This is a genomic window from Rhodopseudomonas sp. RCAM05734, from assembly GCF_052658035.1.
In genome coordinates this window covers 1,619,829-1,637,500 of record NZ_CP199742.1, presented here as the reverse complement: position 1 = coordinate 1,637,500, position 17,672 = coordinate 1,619,829, and the positions used below count along the sequence as shown (strand labels likewise).

The 17,672-nt window shown below is 60.5% G+C and carries 14 protein-coding genes, 3 tRNA genes and 2 rRNA genes (1 of these 19 only partly in view); 5 read left to right on the top strand and 14 right to left on the bottom strand.

Annotation, left to right across the window (positions count from 1 at the left end; all coding sequences use genetic code 11):
- The 4 genes from ACUXVA_RS07880 to ACUXVA_RS07865 all read right to left on the bottom strand — a co-directional run.
- A 23S ribosomal RNA gene (locus tag ACUXVA_RS07880) occupies positions 1-1,156 on the bottom strand; it reaches 1,664 nt to the left of the window's first position.
- 494 nt (positions 1,157-1,650) lie between these two features.
- Positions 1,651-1,726 (bottom strand) — tRNA-Ala (locus tag ACUXVA_RS07875).
- A 75-nt stretch (positions 1,727-1,801) separates the two neighbouring features.
- A tRNA-Ile gene (locus ACUXVA_RS07870) sits at positions 1,802-1,878 on the bottom strand.
- 197 nt (positions 1,879-2,075) lie between these two features.
- Positions 2,076-3,562, bottom strand: a 16S ribosomal RNA gene (locus tag ACUXVA_RS07865).
- The 16S and 23S rRNA genes sit together here with 2 tRNA genes alongside, the layout of an rRNA operon.
- Before the next feature lie 1,197 nt (positions 3,563-4,759).
- Here ACUXVA_RS07865 and ACUXVA_RS07860 point away from each other — a divergent pair.
- A complete protein-coding gene (locus tag ACUXVA_RS07860) occupies positions 4,760-5,797 on the top strand; it encodes a polysaccharide deacetylase family protein (RefSeq protein ID WP_265080810.1) in 1,038 nt (345 codons plus the stop codon).
- 170 nt (positions 5,798-5,967) lie between these two features.
- Here ACUXVA_RS07860 and ACUXVA_RS07855 read toward each other — a convergent pair whose 3' ends face one another.
- The 7 genes from ACUXVA_RS07855 to ACUXVA_RS07825 are packed head-to-tail and all read right to left on the bottom strand — an operon-like array spanning position 5,968 to position 12,879.
- Positions 5,968-6,873, bottom strand: coding sequence for a LysR family transcriptional regulator (locus ACUXVA_RS07855; RefSeq protein WP_445491548.1), 906 nt, complete (start codon positions 6,871-6,873; stop codon positions 5,968-5,970).
- A gap of 46 nt (positions 6,874-6,919) precedes the next feature.
- Positions 6,920-7,696, bottom strand: coding sequence for an enoyl-CoA hydratase-related protein (locus ACUXVA_RS07850; RefSeq protein WP_265080812.1), 777 nt, complete (start codon positions 7,694-7,696; stop codon positions 6,920-6,922).
- Positions 7,696-8,841: a CaiB/BaiF CoA transferase family protein gene (locus ACUXVA_RS07845; protein WP_265083881.1), complete on the bottom strand. Its 1,146-nt coding sequence runs from the start codon at positions 8,839-8,841 to the stop codon at positions 7,696-7,698. Before ACUXVA_RS07845 ends, ACUXVA_RS07850 begins: the two co-directional genes overlap by 1 nt.
- 14 nt (positions 8,842-8,855) lie before the next feature.
- Complete coding sequence (locus ACUXVA_RS07840) at positions 8,856-10,208, bottom strand: FAD-dependent oxidoreductase (RefSeq protein WP_265080813.1); 1,353 nt, start codon at positions 10,206-10,208, stop codon at positions 8,856-8,858.
- Between the two features lie 13 nt (positions 10,209-10,221).
- Positions 10,222-11,070, bottom strand: coding sequence for an ABC transporter permease (locus tag ACUXVA_RS07835; RefSeq protein ID WP_265080814.1), 849 nt, complete (start codon positions 11,068-11,070; stop codon positions 10,222-10,224).
- Positions 11,067-11,840 (bottom strand): ABC transporter ATP-binding protein, encoded by a 774-nt coding sequence (locus ACUXVA_RS07830; protein ID WP_413776414.1) that lies wholly within the window; start codon positions 11,838-11,840, stop codon positions 11,067-11,069. The genes ACUXVA_RS07835 and ACUXVA_RS07830 overlap by 4 nt, the downstream gene beginning before the upstream one ends.
- Positions 11,841-11,853: 13 nt before the next feature.
- A complete protein-coding gene (locus tag ACUXVA_RS07825) occupies positions 11,854-12,879 on the bottom strand; it encodes an ABC transporter substrate-binding protein (RefSeq protein WP_265080815.1) in 1,026 nt (341 codons plus the stop codon).
- 215 nt (positions 12,880-13,094) lie between these two features.
- On the opposite strand from ACUXVA_RS07825, the gene ACUXVA_RS07820 reads away from it, so the two are divergent.
- Positions 13,095-13,550 carry a deoxycytidylate deaminase gene (locus ACUXVA_RS07820; protein WP_265080816.1) on the top strand — a complete coding sequence of 152 codons (456 nt, stop codon included), beginning with the start codon at positions 13,095-13,097 and terminating at the stop codon, positions 13,548-13,550.
- A 98-nt stretch (positions 13,551-13,648) separates the two neighbouring features.
- Here ACUXVA_RS07820 and ACUXVA_RS07815 read toward each other — a convergent pair whose 3' ends face one another.
- Positions 13,649-13,801, bottom strand: a complete 153-nt coding sequence (locus tag ACUXVA_RS07815) for a hypothetical protein (protein WP_265080817.1) — start codon at positions 13,799-13,801, stop codon at positions 13,649-13,651.
- Positions 13,802-14,135: 334 nt separating this feature from the next.
- Here ACUXVA_RS07815 and ACUXVA_RS07810 point away from each other — a divergent pair.
- A tRNA-Arg gene (locus ACUXVA_RS07810) sits at positions 14,136-14,212 on the top strand.
- Between the two features lie 558 nt (positions 14,213-14,770).
- Complete coding sequence (locus ACUXVA_RS07805) at positions 14,771-15,604, top strand: carbohydrate porin (protein WP_445491543.1); 834 nt, start codon at positions 14,771-14,773, stop codon at positions 15,602-15,604.
- Here the strand turns inward: ACUXVA_RS07805 and ACUXVA_RS07800 are convergent.
- The gene (locus ACUXVA_RS07800) at positions 15,588-16,412 is read right to left on the bottom strand and encodes an IS3 family transposase (RefSeq protein WP_445493231.1); all 825 of its coding nucleotides are present in this window, start codon (positions 16,410-16,412) and stop codon (positions 15,588-15,590) included. The two genes, ACUXVA_RS07805 and ACUXVA_RS07800, sit on opposite strands and share 17 nt — an antisense overlap.
- Positions 16,385-16,735 (bottom strand): transposase, encoded by a 351-nt coding sequence (locus ACUXVA_RS07795; protein ID WP_445490022.1) that lies wholly within the window; start codon positions 16,733-16,735, stop codon positions 16,385-16,387. The genes ACUXVA_RS07800 and ACUXVA_RS07795 overlap by 28 nt, the downstream gene beginning before the upstream one ends.
- On the opposite strand from ACUXVA_RS07795, the gene ACUXVA_RS07790 reads away from it, so the two are divergent.
- On the top strand, positions 16,724-17,521 hold the full coding sequence (locus ACUXVA_RS07790; protein WP_445491541.1) for a carbohydrate porin: 798 nt from the start codon (positions 16,724-16,726) through the stop codon (positions 17,519-17,521). The two genes, ACUXVA_RS07795 and ACUXVA_RS07790, sit on opposite strands and share 12 nt — an antisense overlap.
- Positions 17,522-17,672: the final 151 nt, after the last annotated feature.

The window sequence follows — 17,672 nt, the reverse complement described above, 5'->3', positions numbered from 1 at the left end:
AGCTGTTACGCTTTCTTTAAAGGATGGCTGCTTCTAAGCCAACCTCCTGGTTGTTTTGGGATTCCCACATCCTTTCCCACTTAGCCACGAATTAGGGGCCTTAGCTGTAGGTCCGGGTTGTTTCCCTCTCCACGACGGACGTTAGCACCCGCCGTGTGACTCCCGCGCATTACTTTCGGGTATTCGGAGTTTGGTTGGGGTTGGTAAGACGGTAAGTCCCCCTAGCCCATCCAGTGCTCTACCCCCCGAAGTATTCACGCGAGGCGATACCTAAATATCTTTCGCGGAGAACCAGCTATTTCCCAGTTTGATTGGCCTTTCACCCCTAACCACAGGTCATCGGAGTCTTTTTCAACAGACACCCGTTCGGTCCTCCAGTGAGTGTTACCTCACCTTCAACCTGCCCATGGCTAGATCACTAGGTTTCGGGTCTAATACAACGAACTTAACGCCCTATTCAGACTCGCTTTCGCTGCGCATACACCTATCGGCTTAAGCTTGCTCGTTAAATTAAGTCGCTGGCCCATAATACAAAAGGTACGATGTCACCCAGAACGTATCTTGGGCTCCATCTGTTTGTAGGTGTCCGGTTTCAGGTCTATTTCACTCCCCTCGTCGGGGTGCTTTTCACCTTTCCCTCACGGTACTAGTTCACTATCGGTCGATGAGGAGTACTTAGGCTTGGAGGGTGGTCCCCCCACGTTCAGACAGGATTACACGTGTCCCGCCTTACTCTAGGATATATCATTGCATTACCCGTACGGGACTATCACCCTCTGAGGTACAGCTTTCCTGACTGCTTCCGGTTGTCTTTGATATACCACTGGCCTGGTCCGCGTTCGCTCGCCACTACTAACGGAGTCTCTGTTGATGTCCTTTCCTTCGGGTACTTAGATGTTTCAGTTCCCCGAGTTCGCTTAGAACCCCCTATGAATTCAGGAGCTCCATACCTTCAACTGATAACCGGAAATCCAAATCCACCACACCTTGCGGCATGATGCATTTAGAGTTCCGGCTATCGAAGGTGGGTTTCCCCATTCGGAAATCCGTGGATCAAAGCTTCTTCGCAGCTCCCCACGGCTTATCGCAGCGTAGCACGTCCTTCATCGCCTCTCATCGCCAAGGCATCCACCGAACACCCTTAAGGCACTTGATTGCTCTCATTATCTATATCCACCCCACTCGGCAGAATGGGAACTGCTTGCTGCTTGCGTAACAACCCGAGTGTCAGAGACACAGGGTCGAAAACGCAAAACCGCACGCCAGGCGGTCAAGCCCAGGCGCACTTCAAGCAGCGGATATGATTAGAAAGACCAGCTTGCTTCGTAAGATCGAACCGACAACGAGGCGGTCAAGCTTCGTTGGAAAAGATGTTTGTCACGGAAGCGATGCAAGCAAAGCGTTCGTGAAAACAATCTTGGAGATTACATAGATGGTACCGCAGATTGCTCTGCAGATCCTCTATTCGGATCGATCTCCTCTTTACGATGTCAGAAATCACGCACGCCGCATCCCGAAGGACACGTCATGCGAAACGATGTTCCGCGGACTTTCAAACAGCTGCTGCCCGATGGCGCATGCTGTGAACACACTGGATGAAGAAAGTTGAATGGTCAGAAAGATCTCATCGCCATCCATCAGAAAAGTTTCTGGTGGAGGCAGACGGGATCGAACCGACGACCTCATGCTTGCAAAGCACGCGCTCTCCCAGCTGAGCTATGCCCCCGTTCCAGAAGAACTCGGCTTGAACAGTGATTGGTCGATCGTTCGTCTTCGCCAGCTCGCTTGCGCAAGCAAAGGCTGGTGGGCCTGGGAAGACTTGAACTTCCGACCTCACGCTTATCAAGCGCGCGCTCTAACCAACTGAGCTACAAGCCCTAACTACAAAGGGCTGCCCAGCGTATCCCGGCTTGCACCAGGAACGTCACAAGCACGCCCCAGCGTGTGTTCGTCCGCGAAGAAAGAGAAACGAAGACGGCGGTGTCCCGCCAATGCAGCCTAACGATCCGAAAACCGTTGGCCACTGATGTTTCAAAAGAGGATCGATAGTGCAAGCACTGAAGATCCATCCTTAGAAAGGAGGTGATCCAGCCGCAGGTTCCCCTACGGCTACCTTGTTACGACTTCACCCCAGTCGCTGACCCTACCGTGGTCGGCTGCCCCCTTGCGGTTAGCGCACTGCCTTCAGGTAGAACCAACTCCCATGGTGTGACGGGCGGTGTGTACAAGGCCCGGGAACGTATTCACCGTGGCATGCTGATCCACGATTACTAGCGATTCCAACTTCATGGGCTCGAGTTGCAGAGCCCAATCCGAACTGAGACGGCTTTTTGAGATTTGCGAGGGGTTGCCCCTTAGCGTCCCATTGTCACCGCCATTGTAGCACGTGTGTAGCCCAGCCCGTAAGGGCCATGAGGACTTGACGTCATCCCCACCTTCCTCGCGGCTTATCACCGGCAGTCTCCCTAGAGTGCTCAACTAAATGGTAGCAACTAAGGACGGGGGTTGCGCTCGTTGCGGGACTTAACCCAACATCTCACGACACGAGCTGACGACAGCCATGCAGCACCTGTGCTCCAGGCTCCGAAGAGAAGGTCACATCTCTGCGACCGGTCCTGGACATGTCAAGGGCTGGTAAGGTTCTGCGCGTTGCGTCGAATTAAACCACATGCTCCACCGCTTGTGCGGGCCCCCGTCAATTCCTTTGAGTTTTAATCTTGCGACCGTACTCCCCAGGCGGAATGCTTAAAGCGTTAGCTGCGCCACTAGTGAGTAAACCCACTAACGGCTGGCATTCATCGTTTACGGCGTGGACTACCAGGGTATCTAATCCTGTTTGCTCCCCACGCTTTCGTGCCTCAGCGTCAGTAATGGGCCAGTGAGCCGCCTTCGCCACTGGTGTTCTTGCGAATATCTACGAATTTCACCTCTACACTCGCAGTTCCACTCACCTCTCCCATACTCAAGACTTCCAGTATCAAAGGCAGTTCTGGAGTTGAGCTCCAGGATTTCACCTCTGACTTAGAAACCCGCCTACGCACCCTTTACGCCCAGTGATTCCGAGCAACGCTAGCCCCCTTCGTATTACCGCGGCTGCTGGCACGAAGTTAGCCGGGGCTTATTCTTGCGGTACCGTCATTATCTTCCCGCACAAAAGAGCTTTACAACCCTAGGGCCTTCATCACTCACGCGGCATGGCTGGATCAGGCTTGCGCCCATTGTCCAATATTCCCCACTGCTGCCTCCCGTAGGAGTTTGGGCCGTGTCTCAGTCCCAATGTGGCTGATCATCCTCTCAGACCAGCTACTGATCGTCGCCTTGGTGCGCTTTTACCACACCAACTAGCTAATCAGACGCGGGCCAATCTCTCGGCGATAAATCTTTCCCCGTAAGGGCTTATCCGGTATTAGCACAAGTTTCCCTGTGTTGTTCCGAACCAAGAGGTATGTTCCCACGCGTTACTCACCCGTCTGCCACTGACATATTGCTATGCCCGTTCGACTTGCATGTGTTAAGCCTGCCGCCAGCGTTCGCTCTGAGCCAGGATCAAACTCTCAAGTTGGACTTGAACTTTGAACCGGCTGATCACATCGTATTGACGAGGTCCCACCATACTTGGTCAATCAAACCGAAGCCCGACCAACCTGCCGTCCGCGCTTCACAGCGCAAACAACGATGGTGTAACCTTTGTATCAAAACGTGTACCGCCGAAGTCTTTCGTCCGGCCTCAATCCAAAATCACCAGCTTGCGCCGAATGACTAGAGATCGAGACCCGCAAGGACTCCGCCGTCCACGTTTCTCTTTCTTCATCTAAACTTGTCAAACAACCCGATGTCGCAAAACATCGCCCTCCCCTAAGAGAGAAAATTCGTACTGATATCTTCCAAAGTGAAGGTCATCAGGCTGTGTTCCGAAGAACACCAGCGCCCCGAAGGGAGCGAACCTTTAGACCTCCCGGAGGAAGGAAGCAACCCTCTTTTTCAGAATAATTTGAAGGTCATTCTTTCGAAATTCCCGCAAATCACCCATCAAAGGAGGCCGTCGGCTTCGTGACGAAACCGACACCTCAACACGACGCCAAATCCCAACCGAAACCTGTCGGCTGTTGATTCACTCTTCGCGTTGAGGAGCTTGTGAAACACTACGATGCGCCTGGACCCGTAGGCCCCGGCGCCGCCGCGCTCAGTGGCCGGGTTATAGGCGCCCGCCATCGAAGCTGTCAACGTCGAATCGTCACAAAATTGAATGACGAATCACAAGAAAGATGCCGCCTGCTCAAAAGCCCTTGAAAACAAGGCTCCGCAGACAACGGCGCGGGCAATTTGCGCACACGCCGACCCATGGATGGTTCGTCAAAATGCGCGCCATGCTTGCCGCCAGAGAGCGGCACCCCGAGGTCTCGCCATAACAACCTGGCGAGCCTCGCTTCGTTCCCACCTGGGTGGCTCGTGCGCTGCAATACATGGTTCGCTCTGCGCAAAAGTCATGTTGGGACGCCCCCGCCCGATACCGTCGGCGGTTCGGGCAGCACGCAAATAATACCTGCGGCAAGGCATCGCAGGTACCCGATCGAACTGATCCGCGCGATGCGCGAGCCCGGCGCAGAGGCAAACTTGAGCGATTTGGCCCGGGAAACTGCAGAGGATACCAGGCTCTCCCCCACGCGCCTCAATCATTTCAATTTTTCATAAAACACCGCCGATTAACTATTTCGCCGGATGTTGTGGAGGGCTTGAGACGCGGGACTCCGGAGTGAACATGCGTAAACAGACAATTCTTGTTGCCGCCGGCTGCCTGGCGGCCGTGGGCTCGGTCGCCGTCGCCGCCCGGCACTATATGGGCCACACCCCGGCGCAGACCGAGGCGAATGCCACCGGTGCCAGGACGGAACTGACCACCGGCGCGATCGAGGCGCGATGGCCGAAGCCCGGCGCGGAACCTGCAGCGGCACCGGCCGTGCAGCCCGTCGCGACCACGCCGCCAGCGGCTGAGAAGCGCACCGCGGCTGCAAAGCCGGTCTGCAACAATCCGAACGCGCTCGGCGTCTCGCGCACCATCCAGCTGGATACGACCGGCGGCCCCGGCCTCGGCATGTCGCAATACCGCGAATACGACTTCCTGCAGCCCGGTGAAGTGGTGCTGACCTTCGATGACGGGCCGTGGCCGGTGAGTACGCCTGCCGTGCTAGCCGCCTTGAGCGCCCAGTGCGTTCAGGCCGTGTTCTTCCCGATCGGCAAGCACTCGACATGGCACCCCGATATCCTGAAGCAGGTGATCGCGGCGGGCCACAGCGTCGGCTCCCACACCTGGTCGCACCAGAACCTGGCGAGCAAAACCCCGCAGGAAGCCCGTGACGAGATCGAGAAGGGCATCAGCGCCGTGTCGATGATGGCCGGAACGCCGATCGCGCCGTTCTTCCGCTTTCCGCAATTGCGCCAGACGGCGGACCTGAAGGCCTATCTCGCCGAACGCAACGTCACCGCGTTCTCCATCGACATCGATTCCGAGGATTTCCGCATCCACAAGCCGGATGTCCTGGTGACCTCGGTGATGACCAAGCTGAAGAAGGCCGGCAAGGGCATCATCCTGATGCACGACCTGCACAAGTGGAGCGCCGCCGCGCTGCCCGAGATTCTCGCCCAGCTCAAGGCCGGCGGCTACAAGGTGGTGTTCATCAAGCCCAAGGAGATGCTGACCACGCTGCCGCAATACGACGCGATGGTGACCGCCGCGCAGCCGCAAAAGACCAGCAGCAACGCCAAGCCGATCGCCAGCATCATGCAGAACGTGGATTAACCGGTACGTATCCCGGACGCAGTGCATTGCGCCGCCTTTTGGCGGCGGAGTGCACTGCAGATCCGGGATCGCCACAGACTCCGGCGCCCCGGTACGGTCCCGGATCTGCGGTGCAGTACGCCTCCTGCGGAGGCGTACTGCACCGCGTCCGGGACACAGGTCCTCTGTCGTTACACCGCCGCGAACTTGTGCAGATCTTCCACCAGCCGCCGGGCAAACTGTTCGGCGGGCGGGCTTAGTTCTCGTTGCGCCGACACCATCAATCCGATCCGCAGCGTGTTGATGCCCGGTGAATTCAGCGGCCGCCAGGCGATATCGCCCTGCTCGATCTCATGCAGAAAGCCCAGCCGGGTGAACAGCGACACGCCCATGTTCAGCATCACGGCCAGCTTCAGCATCTGGATCGAGTTGGACAGGATGGTCGGCTTGAGCTGGCTTTTGAACGTCGCAAAGGCAGCATCCATGTCGGCGCCCCTGGGCAGCGGACCGGACTGCGCCAGCATCGGGTAGCGGCTGACTTCGTCGAAATCCACCGCAAGCTTGTTGGCCAGAGGATGGTCGGCCCGCATCACCACGCCGATCGGCGCCGAGATCTCGGCCATGAAGCGCACCGAATGGGGGATTTGACCGACGAAGGTGAAGCCCATGTCGATGTCCCCCGCCGCCACCATGGTCGGCACTTCGGGTGGCTGCGCCGCCATCACCGAATAGGTGACCGCCGGAAAATCGACGCGGAAGCGATCGATGGCGCGCGGCAGGAAATCCACCAGCAGGGAGTCCAGCGCCGCGAGCGCCACGTGGCCGGAGCGCGCCGCCTTCAGGTCGTCGATGGTGACGCGCACGCGGTCGAAATCATGCAGCGTGTCGACCACGTGGCGCAGCAGCAATTCGCCGGCGACGGTCAGCCGCATGCCGCCGGGCAGCCGGTCGAACAGCGGCGTCCCCAGCCGGTTCTCGAGATTGATGATCTGCCGGTTGAGCGCGCTGGCCGCGACATTCAGGATTGCCGCCGCCTTGCGGATCGAGCCGACCCGGGCGACTTCGCGAAAATAGTACAATGCGGCAGCGTGGAGCATCGGTCGTCACGTCCCTGCGGCGCGAACAACCCGGCTGTCCGCCGCCTCAACGACCCTTCCAGTTCGGCTTGCGCTTTTCAACGAAAGCCTGCACGCCCTCCCGTGAATCTTCCGAGACCAGCGCCTCGACCAGCGCCGGCAGCCGTGTCGCCTGCGCCTCGGATGCGCTGAGATGCGGCGTCAGGCGGACCACCTGCTTGATGGCGCGCACCGATAGCGGTGCACAGGCCAACACATGCTGGAGCCAACGGTCGACGGCGTCATCCAGCGCTGCGCGCGGCACCACCTCATTGATGATGCCGAGGGTCAGCGCCTCGTGTGCGGGCACGCGCCGTCCTGTCAGCATGATGCCCATGGCGGCGCGAAACGGAATCTGCCGCTGCAGCAGGGTCATGCCGCCATCGAGCGGCAGGCGACCAACCCGCGCCTCCGGCAGGCTGAAGGTCGCCTCCGCCGCCGCGACGATGATGTCGCAACCGAGCACCATCTCGAAACCGCCGCCGGCAGCATGGCCGTTGACCCGCGCAATGACCGGCACGTCAAGCGTCTTGCGCAGCGCGATGCCGCCGAAGCCGTTGGGGCGGCCAGCGGCCCAGTATTCCAGGCCGGACGCGTTGCCGCTGTTCTTCATGTCGGCGCCAGTGCAGAAGGCCCGCTCGCCGCCGCCGGTGAGCACCACCGCGCGGACCTCACGATTGCCCTCAATGGATTGCCAGATCGCCTCGAGCTCGCGCTCGGTGGCGGCATCGACAGCGTTCAGCACCTCCGGCCGATCGATGGTGACCCGCGCGACGTGGTCGGTGACCTCGAAATAGACCGGCATTATTCGGCCGCCTGACTGGCCATGCCCAGCTCTGCAAGCACCGCATCCGTGTACTGGCCGAGATGGGCGGGCGGAATGCGGATCGACACCGGTGCGGCATCCATGTGGATGGGCGAGCCGATCACCCTGACGCGCTCGAACTCGCCATCGGCTTCCATGATCATGCCGTTGACCGCGGTCTGCTCGTCGGCCAGCGCTTCGGTCAGGGTGCGCACCGGCGCGCACAGCAGGTCCTGCTCTTCCAGCCGCGCCAGCCAGTAGGCAGTGGTATTGCTGGCAAAGCGCGTGCGAAAGATATCGTGCAGCGCCGGCTTGTTCTCCACCTGCACCGCATGGGCGGCGAAGCGCGAATCCGGCGACAGGTCGTCGATTTCCAATGCGGTGCAGATGTCGCGCAGCGGCTGCGCCTTGAAGGCGCCGACCAGCGCGATGGCACCGTCGCTCGTCTCGAATACGCCGGACAGCGGCATCGCGCCCCAGTTCACTTCGCGACCGCGCATCAGTTGCGACGCGCCTTCTTGGGTCTGCGCCGCCAGCATGGAATCGTACAGCGAGACGCTGATGCGCTGGCCACGGCCGGTCTTGGCCCGTTGCAGCAGCGCGAGCAGGACCCCCTGCACCATGTGCATGCCGGCGGAATAGTCAGCGAAGGTGGTCGGATAGATCGACAGCGGCAGATGCGGATCGGAGCGGCGGTGCATGGTGCCGGACAATGCCTGCGCCAGCACATCCTGACCGCCCTTGTGAGAATACGGACCGGTGAGGCCGAAGCCGGTGCCGACTGCATAGATCAGCTTGGGGTTGATCTTCGACAACTCCTCGTAACCGAAACCGAGGCGTTCCATGACGCCGGCGCGGAAATTGTTGACCACCACGTCGGCGGTCTCGATCAGTTTGAGCACCACCGACTTGCCCTGCGGGCTGCGGGTGTCGAGCACGATGGAGCGCTTGTTGCGGTTCAGCGAGCAATAGACCGGGCCGAGCAGGCCGGCCGGATCGTCGGGGAACGAGGTCCGCGACAGGTCGCCGGTGCCGGGCTTTTCAATCTTGATGACGTCGGCGCCGTAATCGGCGAGCATCTGCGTTGCCACCGGCCCCATCATCACCTGGGTGAAGTCGATCACCCGGATGCCGTCGAGCGGCATGTTGCTGTGGTCGGTCACGCGGCAGTCTCCATCACGCGGGCATTGGCAGAGGGAATGTCGCCGGGGTCGCCGCCTTGGGCGCGGACCCTGGCACAGATCGCAGCGGGATCGACCTGCTTCAGCGGAATGTTCGACGACAGAGCCAGCGCGGCGGCGACGCCGGCGGACTGGCCCATGGACATGCACGGCGGAATTTCCCGCGACAGTTTTTGCGCCGACTCCGTCGCCGAGTAATGCCGGCCGGCCACCAGCAGGCCCTCGACCTCCTTTGGCAGCATGGCACGGTACGGCGTGTAGTAATCGCGGCCGCGCGCCACCGTGTCGGCAAAGTGCACACGGTTGTTCACATCGTCCTTGGTGACGACATATTCGCCTTCCAGCAGCCGGGTCTGGCGCACGCCGAGTTGCGGCGCGACGTCAATCACAAAACACTTCTCGAAGCCGGGCATGTTGGCCCGGACGAAATCGACCAGCGCATAGATGCGCTTGCGGCCCTCGAAATCGGCGCGAGTCTGGTCCTCGACCTTCATGGCGTCGTAGCCGGTCATGTGCGGGCAATTGCACCAGACGACGCCCGGTAGCGGCGTGCTCAGCCACCAACGGTCCCACGACCCGCCGACGGTGCGTTTTGCCAATTTGTCGACCTTGGCAAAGGCTTCCGGATCTTCGTAGCGGAAGCGCTCGGCCGGTTCCGTATCGACCCCGCCGAGACGGAACACCGTGGTGATCATGTAGGCGCCGTCAGTGAACTTCGCGCCGGCAGCTGCGGCGACATCGAGATCGCCCGAGGTGTCGATGATGACATCGCCCATGATCGCCTGGCGGCCGGCCTTGGTGTCGCAGATCACGCCGGTGATGCGGCCGTCGCGCACGATCGCCTTCGAAAACCACGAATGCAGCCGGACGTCGACGCCAACCTCGGCGATCAGGTCGTTGGACGTGCGCTTCCAGGCGTCCGGATCGAATGCCGCGGCCATGACAATGCCGGCCGGCTTGCCATTGGAGCGGAAATCGAACAGGCCCCAATGCGCCCAGCGCTTGTAGACCTCCCAGTCCTGACGGCGATCTTCCGGCGGCGGATAGACGCAGGCGCCGATTCGGGCCATGCGTTCGATCATCTCCATGCACACGCCGGTGACGGTGACTTCCTGGCCGTTGTTCATGTCGTCGAGCACCAGCACCATGCCGCCCGAGGCGAGACCGCCGAGATAGGGATAGCGCTCGATCAGCGTGACCGAACAGCCTTCGCGCCGCGCCGCGATGGCCGCAGCGAAACCCGCAGGACCGCCGCCGACCACGACCACGTCGGATCGGGTGACAACCGGCACGGATCCCGCGGATTCAGGGATGAATTCGGAATGCGACATGGCATTTCTCCGTTCAGGTGGGCGCGATCGGCTGCCAGCGGATCACGAGGCGCTCGATCAGCGTGATGGTCAGGAAAAACGTCACCGAGAATGCCGAGCCGACGATCACGGTGGCGTAGAGCATCGCACTGTCGAAGTTGTAGGTGGACTGGATGATCAGCGCGCCGATGCCCGTGGTCGAGCCGATCCATTCGCCGACGATGGCGCCGATCACCGCCGTCGAGGCGGCGATCTTCAGCGCCGAGAACAGGTAAGGCACCGAGTTCAAGAGACGCAGCTTGAAGAAGATCTCGGTCTTCGAGGCCGAGAGCACCTTCATCAGTTCGAGCGACTGCGGATTCACCGATTCCAGCCCGCGCACCATGTTTACCAGCGTGGGGAAGAAGCAGACCAGCGCGGCGATGGCGATCTTCGGCTCCATGCCGTTACCGAGCAGCAGCACGAGGATCGGCGCCTTGGCGACGACGGGGATGGAGTTGACCAGCACCACCACCGGGAAGAACGCCTGCTCCATGGACTTCTTGTGCACGAACACCGTGGCGATGATGATCGCCGAGAGGTTGCCGAGCAGGAAGCCGGACAGCGCCTCGACGGCGGTCGGCCACAGGTTGGCCATCAGGATGCTGAACTTGCTGACCAGCGTCGCGGCGACGAGTTGCGGCGACGGCGCCACGAAGGTCGGCACCTTGAGGATGTAAACAACGGCCGCCCAGGCGCCGATCAGCGCCAGGATTCCCGCGACCGGCAGCAGCCGGCGGCGCATCCGGGCGCGGCGCTGCTGTGTGCGGTAGATATCCTCCGCGGCCTTGATGCTGACCTCGCGCGACGTCAGCAGGGTGTCGTTGCTGGAGATAGCGGTCAATGCACACTCCCCAGATGGGCGCGCAGCCGCGCGGCGATGGTCACGAATTCGGCGGTGTCGCGAATGCTGAGATCGCGGTCGCGCGGCAGGTCGATCTGTTCCCATGCGGCGACGCGGCCGGGATTGGCCGACAGCACCAGCACGTGCTCGGCGAGGAATACCGCCTCGTAGACCGAGTGGGTCACGAACAGGATGGTCGTACCCGTCTCCGCCCAGATGCGCCGCAGTTCGGCGTTGAGCCGGTCGCGGGTGATTTCATCGAGTGCACCAAAGGGCTCGTCCATCAGCAGCAGCTTCGGGCCGCCGAGCAGCGCGCGCGCAATGGATACGCGCTGGCGCATGCCGCCGGACAATTCATGCGGAAAACTGTTTTCCCAGCCGGCGAGCCCGACCAGTGCCATCAACTCGCGCGGCGTCGCCGCACCCGGCGCCAGCGCGCGGCGTCCACCGACCTCGAGCGGCAGCTCCACATTCTGCAGAGCCGTGCGCCACGGCAACAGCGCCGCATCCTGAAACACGAAGCCGAAGGCGCGCGCGCGGCGGGCGTCTTCCGGCGTCGATCCGAGCACCGACGTTTGCCCCTCCGACGGAGCGATCAGATCCGCAACCACCCGCAGCAGCGTGGACTTGCCGCAGCCCGATGGGCCGAGCAGGCTGGTAAAGCCACCGGGCTGCACCGAGAACGACACGTCCTCCAGTGCCGTGACGGTGCGGCGCTCGGTCATGAAACGGACCGAGACGCCGCGGCAGTCGATGGCGGGGGCGGTCATGGGCATATCCCTGTCAACCGAGCTTGGCGCGGCTGTCGGCAGTCATCTTCAGAATGTCGAGAGTCATCACCTCATCGAGCTTCGGCACCCGTTTGGTGAACTGGCCGAGCTCGGCATAGAGCGCGATCTGCTCCTGCCATACCGCTGGATCCATGGCGCCCCATCCCCCGGTCTTGGTGGTGTCGGAGAAGGCGTATTGCAGCATGACTTTCGCGGCTTCGATCTCGTCGGCACGGTCCAGGTTGGGGAATTCCTTGACCAGGAAATCCACCGCCTTGTCCGGCTCGCTGCGCGCGAATGCCCACCCCTTCGACGTCGCCCGCAGAAACTTGGCCAGCATCTCCGGCTTTTTCGTCAGGGTGTCGACAGTGGCGTAATAAGGCAGCGCATAGAGCCTGACGCCGGTGTCCCACAGCCGCATGTCGACGCGCTGGTCGCCGATCACCTTCAGGGCCGTGGTGTTGGTCAGCCAGCCGGTGACCACATCGACCTGGCCGGTGAGCAGCGGCGTCATGTCGGCGCCGATCGGGATGATGGTGACATCCTTTTCCGCGATCTTGTTCTTGGCCAGCAGCGCCCGCAGCAGGATCACGCCGGTCGACTGGATGCCGACCTTCTTCCCGATCAGATCCTTGGGCTCGCGCACGGGATTCTTATTCAGCGAAAAGAACGTGTAGGGGTGGATCTGCGCGCCGCTGGCGAAGCACTTGATCGGAATATCCTGCGACACCGCCAGCATCAGCGACGGGCTCGAGGAAACCTGGCCGGCCTCATAACGGCCGGCGGCCACGACGGCGACGCCGTCGATGTTCGGCCCGCCCGGCTGCAGCTTGAGCTCGATGCCTTCGGCCTCGTAATAGCCCAGCGCCTTGGCGCAGACCTCGCCGAGCTGGTTGCCCGACGACAGCCAGCCCAGTTGCAGATTGAGCACCGATTTTGTCTGGGAGAAGCTTTCCACGCTGAGGATCGGCCCGAGGCCCAGCGCCGTTGTGGCGGTCAGAGCACCCTTGATGACATCGCGACGGTTGAAGGACGACATGCTGTGGACCCCTCGACTTGCGGGCTGCGCCGCCGGTTAAGCCAACTTCAGAAAATTAACCACGCAATTCCCCGTGCGCGCCAGCGCTATATTTCGCGATATTCGTGCTAATTTTTCGCACAGCTCCATTATTTGCGCAGTTGATCATCTCTGTTGCAGCGGCCTCGCGATCGTGGCCTTGGTTGGGGAGGTATTTCCCCAGAGGGACTGTGACCATGCAATCAACTGAGACCGGTCTGGACATCTACGCGCTGCTCGGCCTGGCCACAGCCGCAGCCAGGCAAAGTCCGAACCGCATTCGACAGGTCGGCGCCATCATCCTGACCTGCGACGACGGCGAGCCAATTGCGGCCTGCAACACCTTCCCCAAAGACGTCGCCGATCTCGCCTGGCGTCATGAGGGCGACGGGCGTTTCGTCTGGATGGAGCATGCCGAACGCAACGCGATCTTTGCCGCTGCGCGGCAAGGCCGACCGCTGCAGGGCGCAACTATCGCCAGCACCTTCTTTCCGTGCATCGACTGCGCACGGGCGATCGTTCAAACCGGCATTGCGCGGCTGGTATCTCCCGAACCGGCGCTGGAAGATGCGGTTTGGGGCGAATCGTTTCTGCGCTCGCGCGTCATTCTTGAGGAAGGCGGCGTCGAACTGGTCCTGCTGGACAAACCGTAGGCAAGGAGCAAATTCGCGTTTCTCACCGCGTCGCGGAAAGCGTCAGCCATTCTTCAGCACCGGGACGCGCACACCGCTGCGTTAACGTCAGGGCCGGTTCAGAAAAGTCCGGGGCTGAGGTCGATACCGTAGGTCAGCAAGAGGATGGCGACGAAGAGGCCCGCGGCGCAGATGATGCGGAGGTCGAGAAACGCCGACTGTTTCTTCTCGGCATTGGCGAGATCGATCGCGGGCTTCGGAACAATGATCATAGCAACCTCCAAAAGCATCGAATATCGATGAGTCGGAGCTGGCGCGCCGATTGTTCAATCGCCAAGCCGGAATTGCGCGTCGAAAACGCCGGCCAAGGCCTGCATGGTGGTCGGCCTGAGCCCCCGATGACCAACCAGGGGACAAACGTGAGCCTTTGTTTCAGAAGCCCGCCACAGCAATGCCGAGCCGAGACATGCACAATGACACCCCGACAGGAGGCGAGGCCCTGACCGCCGCTTCACAAGAACATCGCGCCCCAACGCAGCCATTTTGATCCAAACTGGCCAAGCCGGGCGTTGCCGACGCCCGGACAATCGGCTAAATGAACAGCATGCACCCGTAGCTCAGCTGGATAGAGCGTTGCCCTCCGAAGGCAAAGGTCACACGTTCGAATCGTGTCGGGTGCGCCAATTCATTGTTGGGCGCCGCATAAGTTTGGACTCGCGCCAGTGAGGCTGGACTCAGCGCCACATAAGTTTGGACTGTTTCCTCTGGGCAGCCTGCCTGCTGGTCTCGCTAGGTTGCGCCTACACTGCAATTTCACCCGGCTGCCCCAGCATTGGCAACGCGGACGCGCCGGTGAGGTCGACCGCGCTTGACGCTTTATTTCGTTCGCAATTGTGGATCGGCGGGATCATCACCCGGATTTGCGCCCAAGATGTCCCCTCCAAGGCAGCACAAGCGCTCCCCCGCCGACTATGGCGACGACGGCAGGCGTGTCGGATGGGCTTCTGCACCCTCCATCCAACTTGGAAAGCGCCGATTCGTCTCCCCCGGAGCCGAATCGGCGGCGGATCCTGCTTTTGTTGGATATAACGATGCGGAGAAGACGGCTGTGGAAGGCGCCCAAGAAACTTGTCCCTGGAGCATGATGAAGGACACCGCAGCTTCTACGTGTAGTCGTTTTCCGGATCCCAGGCTCCAATGAGTTCGATGTCCTCTCGCGAGTGGTTTATGGAGACACCGAGATGGTTCAGATGGCCTGTTCGGAGCGCATCGCTTCCATTGCGAGGCGCGCGATTGTCGCCACCGTTGCTGCATTTGCTAGTGGTGCTGCGTTGGCGCAAAATGACTCATCAAGGCCCGGAACAGCGGCGTCCACGCCCGTGTTTATGGAGTCCTCGCTGCTCGGAGCCCTGCGTCAACTGACCAATCCGGGAGGCCTTCGCTCCCGATTGGAGCAAGCAGGACTGCAGTTCACGTTTTCCTACTACAGTGACCCTTTTGGAAACCCTGTGGGCGGGGTGCTGCGGGGGTCAGGTTATGACGGCCGCTTCGGCGTCATTATAGATGCAGACCTCGAAAAGCTGGTGGGCTGGATGGGAGGGACCTTTCACGCCAGTTTCCATCAAATTCACGGAACGCAATTCAGCACCCGCAATCTCAATAATCTCATGACTACAAGCGGGATCGAAGCCCCTCCCTCGACGCGGTTGTTCAACCTCTGGGTCGAACAAAAGATCGGAAGCCTGATCAACCTGCGCGTCGGTCAGTTCACGGCTGCGCAAGAGTTTCTGGTCAGTCAGAATGCCAATCTATTCGTCAACGCCACATTCGGGTGGCCGGCCAGCACTGCCCAGAACCTTCCGAGCGGCGGCCCCGCGTATCCGGAAGCCACGCCGGGGGCACGCATCCAGTTCTCGCCAACCAAAGAGCTCGCCTTCAAGGCTGCGATCTTCAACGGCGATCCAGCTCAGGCCGGGAATCGGAAATCCAGTGCAGCGCGATCCGTTTGGTGTTGCATTGCGTGTGAACGATGGAGTGGGCCCCTCGGGGCGGACAGGTTCAGGCCACTGGATTGACCGTCTGCCGGGCGTGTTGCTTCTCAAATTGCGCGGGGCTGATATAGCCGAGAGCGGAGTGTAGCCTTCGGGTATTGTAGACGTAATCAATGAATTTTGGAAGATTCTCGGAAACATCGGCGTAGGTCTCGAAAGCCATTGGATAGACACCCTCAACCTTGAGCGTCTTCATGAAGCTTTCGGCCTTGGCATTGTCGTACGGATTTCCTCGCCGACCCATGGATCCTTTGATGTAGTGCTCGGCAAGGTAGTCGCGGTAGATCTTAGCAGCGTATTGGGATCCGCGATCAGAATGATGGACGCAGCCAGGCGGCGGCTTTCGCTTCTCGATCGCGACTGACAAGGCGGCGAGCGTCAATCGCGCGTCGATGGAGCGGCTGATGGCATGACCCACGACCCGCCGGGACCAGGCATCCAGAATGACAGCGACATAAACGAAGCCACCAACGATGGTGACGTAGGTGATATCGGCGACCCAAAGTTGGTCGGGGCCGTCAAGCGCCACGGTTTTGGCAAGGTTGGGAAAGATCGGCTGGTCGTGGTCGCTATCCGTCGTTGTCGTGAAGCGGCGGCGCATTCTGGGTTGGAGGTCATGCTCGCGCATGAGACGGCGGACCTTCTTGTGATTGACGACCATGCCTTGCTGCCTGAGGGCAGCTTGGACCCGACGCCAGCCATAGTGCTCGAACTCGTCGCAGATTGCAGCCATCGCCGCGACGATGGTTGTGTCATCGGCCGCACGGATCGGTTCGTCATAGAAAGTAGAACGGGCCATTCCCATCAGCCTGCATCCCTGGGCAACGCTGATGCCGCGGGGTCTACAATTGCGGACGTAGTCTCGCTTTTCAGCCGAGGTCGTGGCCGAAGAGCCCCCTTTAGAAACTCCAACTCGAGAGCCTGCTTGCCGACCAGGCGCTCAAGTGCAGCAATGCGCGCTTCATAGGTCTCGAGCAGACCGGCTGAAGCGACGTCCTCGTCGAGCGCGCCTGCCTGATACTTTTCGATCCAGATGCGGATCAAGTTACGGGAGACATTATGCCGCTTCGCGAGGCCGTGCAGCGTCTCGCCGCCCAGATACTCCTGCGACACCTGACGTTTAAACTCGACGCTGTGGGTTCGGTGCTTTCTCATGGCCTTCATCCTCTGAAAGGCCGGCCGTCCGGTCAATTACTGAAAGCCAATCTGTCCACCTTGGAGGGCCCACTCCACGATCCGCCCCTCTTTATCGCGGAATTGACCTACCTGTATGGTCAAGAGCACGCCAACGGAATGCGGGAAAATCCGAATCAGGAGGGCTCCCGCAGGGCGGCGTTGCGCGGACAATCATCTGCCACGGATCTACCTGGCGCCATCAAGATCGGCGCAATGATCCATACGGGCTTGTTCGCCGATCAGCGTTTCGACACGCAAAGCTCATTGCTGGCCGTATCTGGAGGTCTTCCGCTGCAGCATCGCGGAAACTACGCGGTTTATGGCGTTGTCGATCAGATGTTGTGGCGATCCGCGAGTGGAAGCGATCAAAGCTTGAGTGTTTTTTTGCGAGGGACGTGGGCTCCCGGCGCACAGAACGTCATTGATCTCTATTTGGATGGCGGAGTGACCTTCAAAGGCCCGATTGCATCTCGCCCGGACGACACGATGGGTATTGCGTTCGCCTACGGCCGCATCTCCCCGCAGTCAGCGGCCTTCGACCGAGACCTTGCTGGCATCGCGGGAACGCAGATGCCGGTGCGCAACTTCGAGGCCGCTCTGGAATGGACCTATCAGTGGGAGGTCGCCGACAACTGGTTTTTTCAGCCCAACATCCAGTACATCATGCATCCTGGAGGCAATGTTCCGAGCCCGCTCAATCCTGCCAGCACATCGCCAGTTCCGGATGCCTTAGTGTTCGGGATGCGGACGACCATTAAGTTTTAACAGCCAATCGATCAATGTACGACACGTCGCCGCCGTTCATTTCCCCGAATGTCATTCGGCTTGCAATATTGACCCCCTAAGCCGGGGGATCGGCGTCCAAAATTGACCCCCTAATGTTGGTCTGTTGCGCTGCCTGCTTCTTAACAAAGCA

What these genes read in the sequence shown, in the direction of transcription:
- ACUXVA_RS07860 (WP_265080810.1), top strand. Translation starts at nt 4,760, where the DNA reads ATGCGTAAACAGACAATTCTTGTTGCCGCCGGCTGCCTGGCGGCCGTG.
- ACUXVA_RS07850 (WP_265080812.1), bottom strand. Translation starts at nt 7,696, where the DNA reads ATGCCGGTCTATTTCGAGGTCACCGACCACGTCGCGCGGGTCACCATC.
- ACUXVA_RS07795 (WP_445490022.1), bottom strand. Translation starts at nt 16,735, where the DNA reads ATGAGAAAGCACCGAACCCACAGCGTCGAGTTTAAACGTCAGGTGTCG.
- ACUXVA_RS07805 (WP_445491543.1), top strand. Translation starts at nt 14,771, where the DNA reads ATGGTTCAGATGGCCTGTTCGGAGCGCATCGCTTCCATTGCGAGGCGC.
- ACUXVA_RS07815 (WP_265080817.1), bottom strand. Translation starts at nt 13,801, where the DNA reads ATGATCATTGTTCCGAAGCCCGCGATCGATCTCGCCAATGCCGAGAAG.
- ACUXVA_RS07855 (WP_445491548.1), bottom strand. Translation starts at nt 6,873, where the DNA reads ATGCTCCACGCTGCCGCATTGTACTATTTTCGCGAAGTCGCCCGGGTC.
- ACUXVA_RS07840 (WP_265080813.1), bottom strand. Translation starts at nt 10,208, where the DNA reads ATGTCGCATTCCGAATTCATCCCTGAATCCGCGGGATCCGTGCCGGTT.
- ACUXVA_RS07825 (WP_265080815.1), bottom strand. Translation starts at nt 12,879, where the DNA reads ATGTCGTCCTTCAACCGTCGCGATGTCATCAAGGGTGCTCTGACCGCC.
- ACUXVA_RS07830 (WP_413776414.1), bottom strand. Translation starts at nt 11,840, where the DNA reads ATGACCGCCCCCGCCATCGACTGCCGCGGCGTCTCGGTCCGTTTCATG.
- ACUXVA_RS07845 (WP_265083881.1), bottom strand. Translation starts at nt 8,841, where the DNA reads ATGCCGCTCGACGGCATCCGGGTGATCGACTTCACCCAGGTGATGATG.
- ACUXVA_RS07820 (WP_265080816.1), top strand. Translation starts at nt 13,095, where the DNA reads ATGCAATCAACTGAGACCGGTCTGGACATCTACGCGCTGCTCGGCCTG.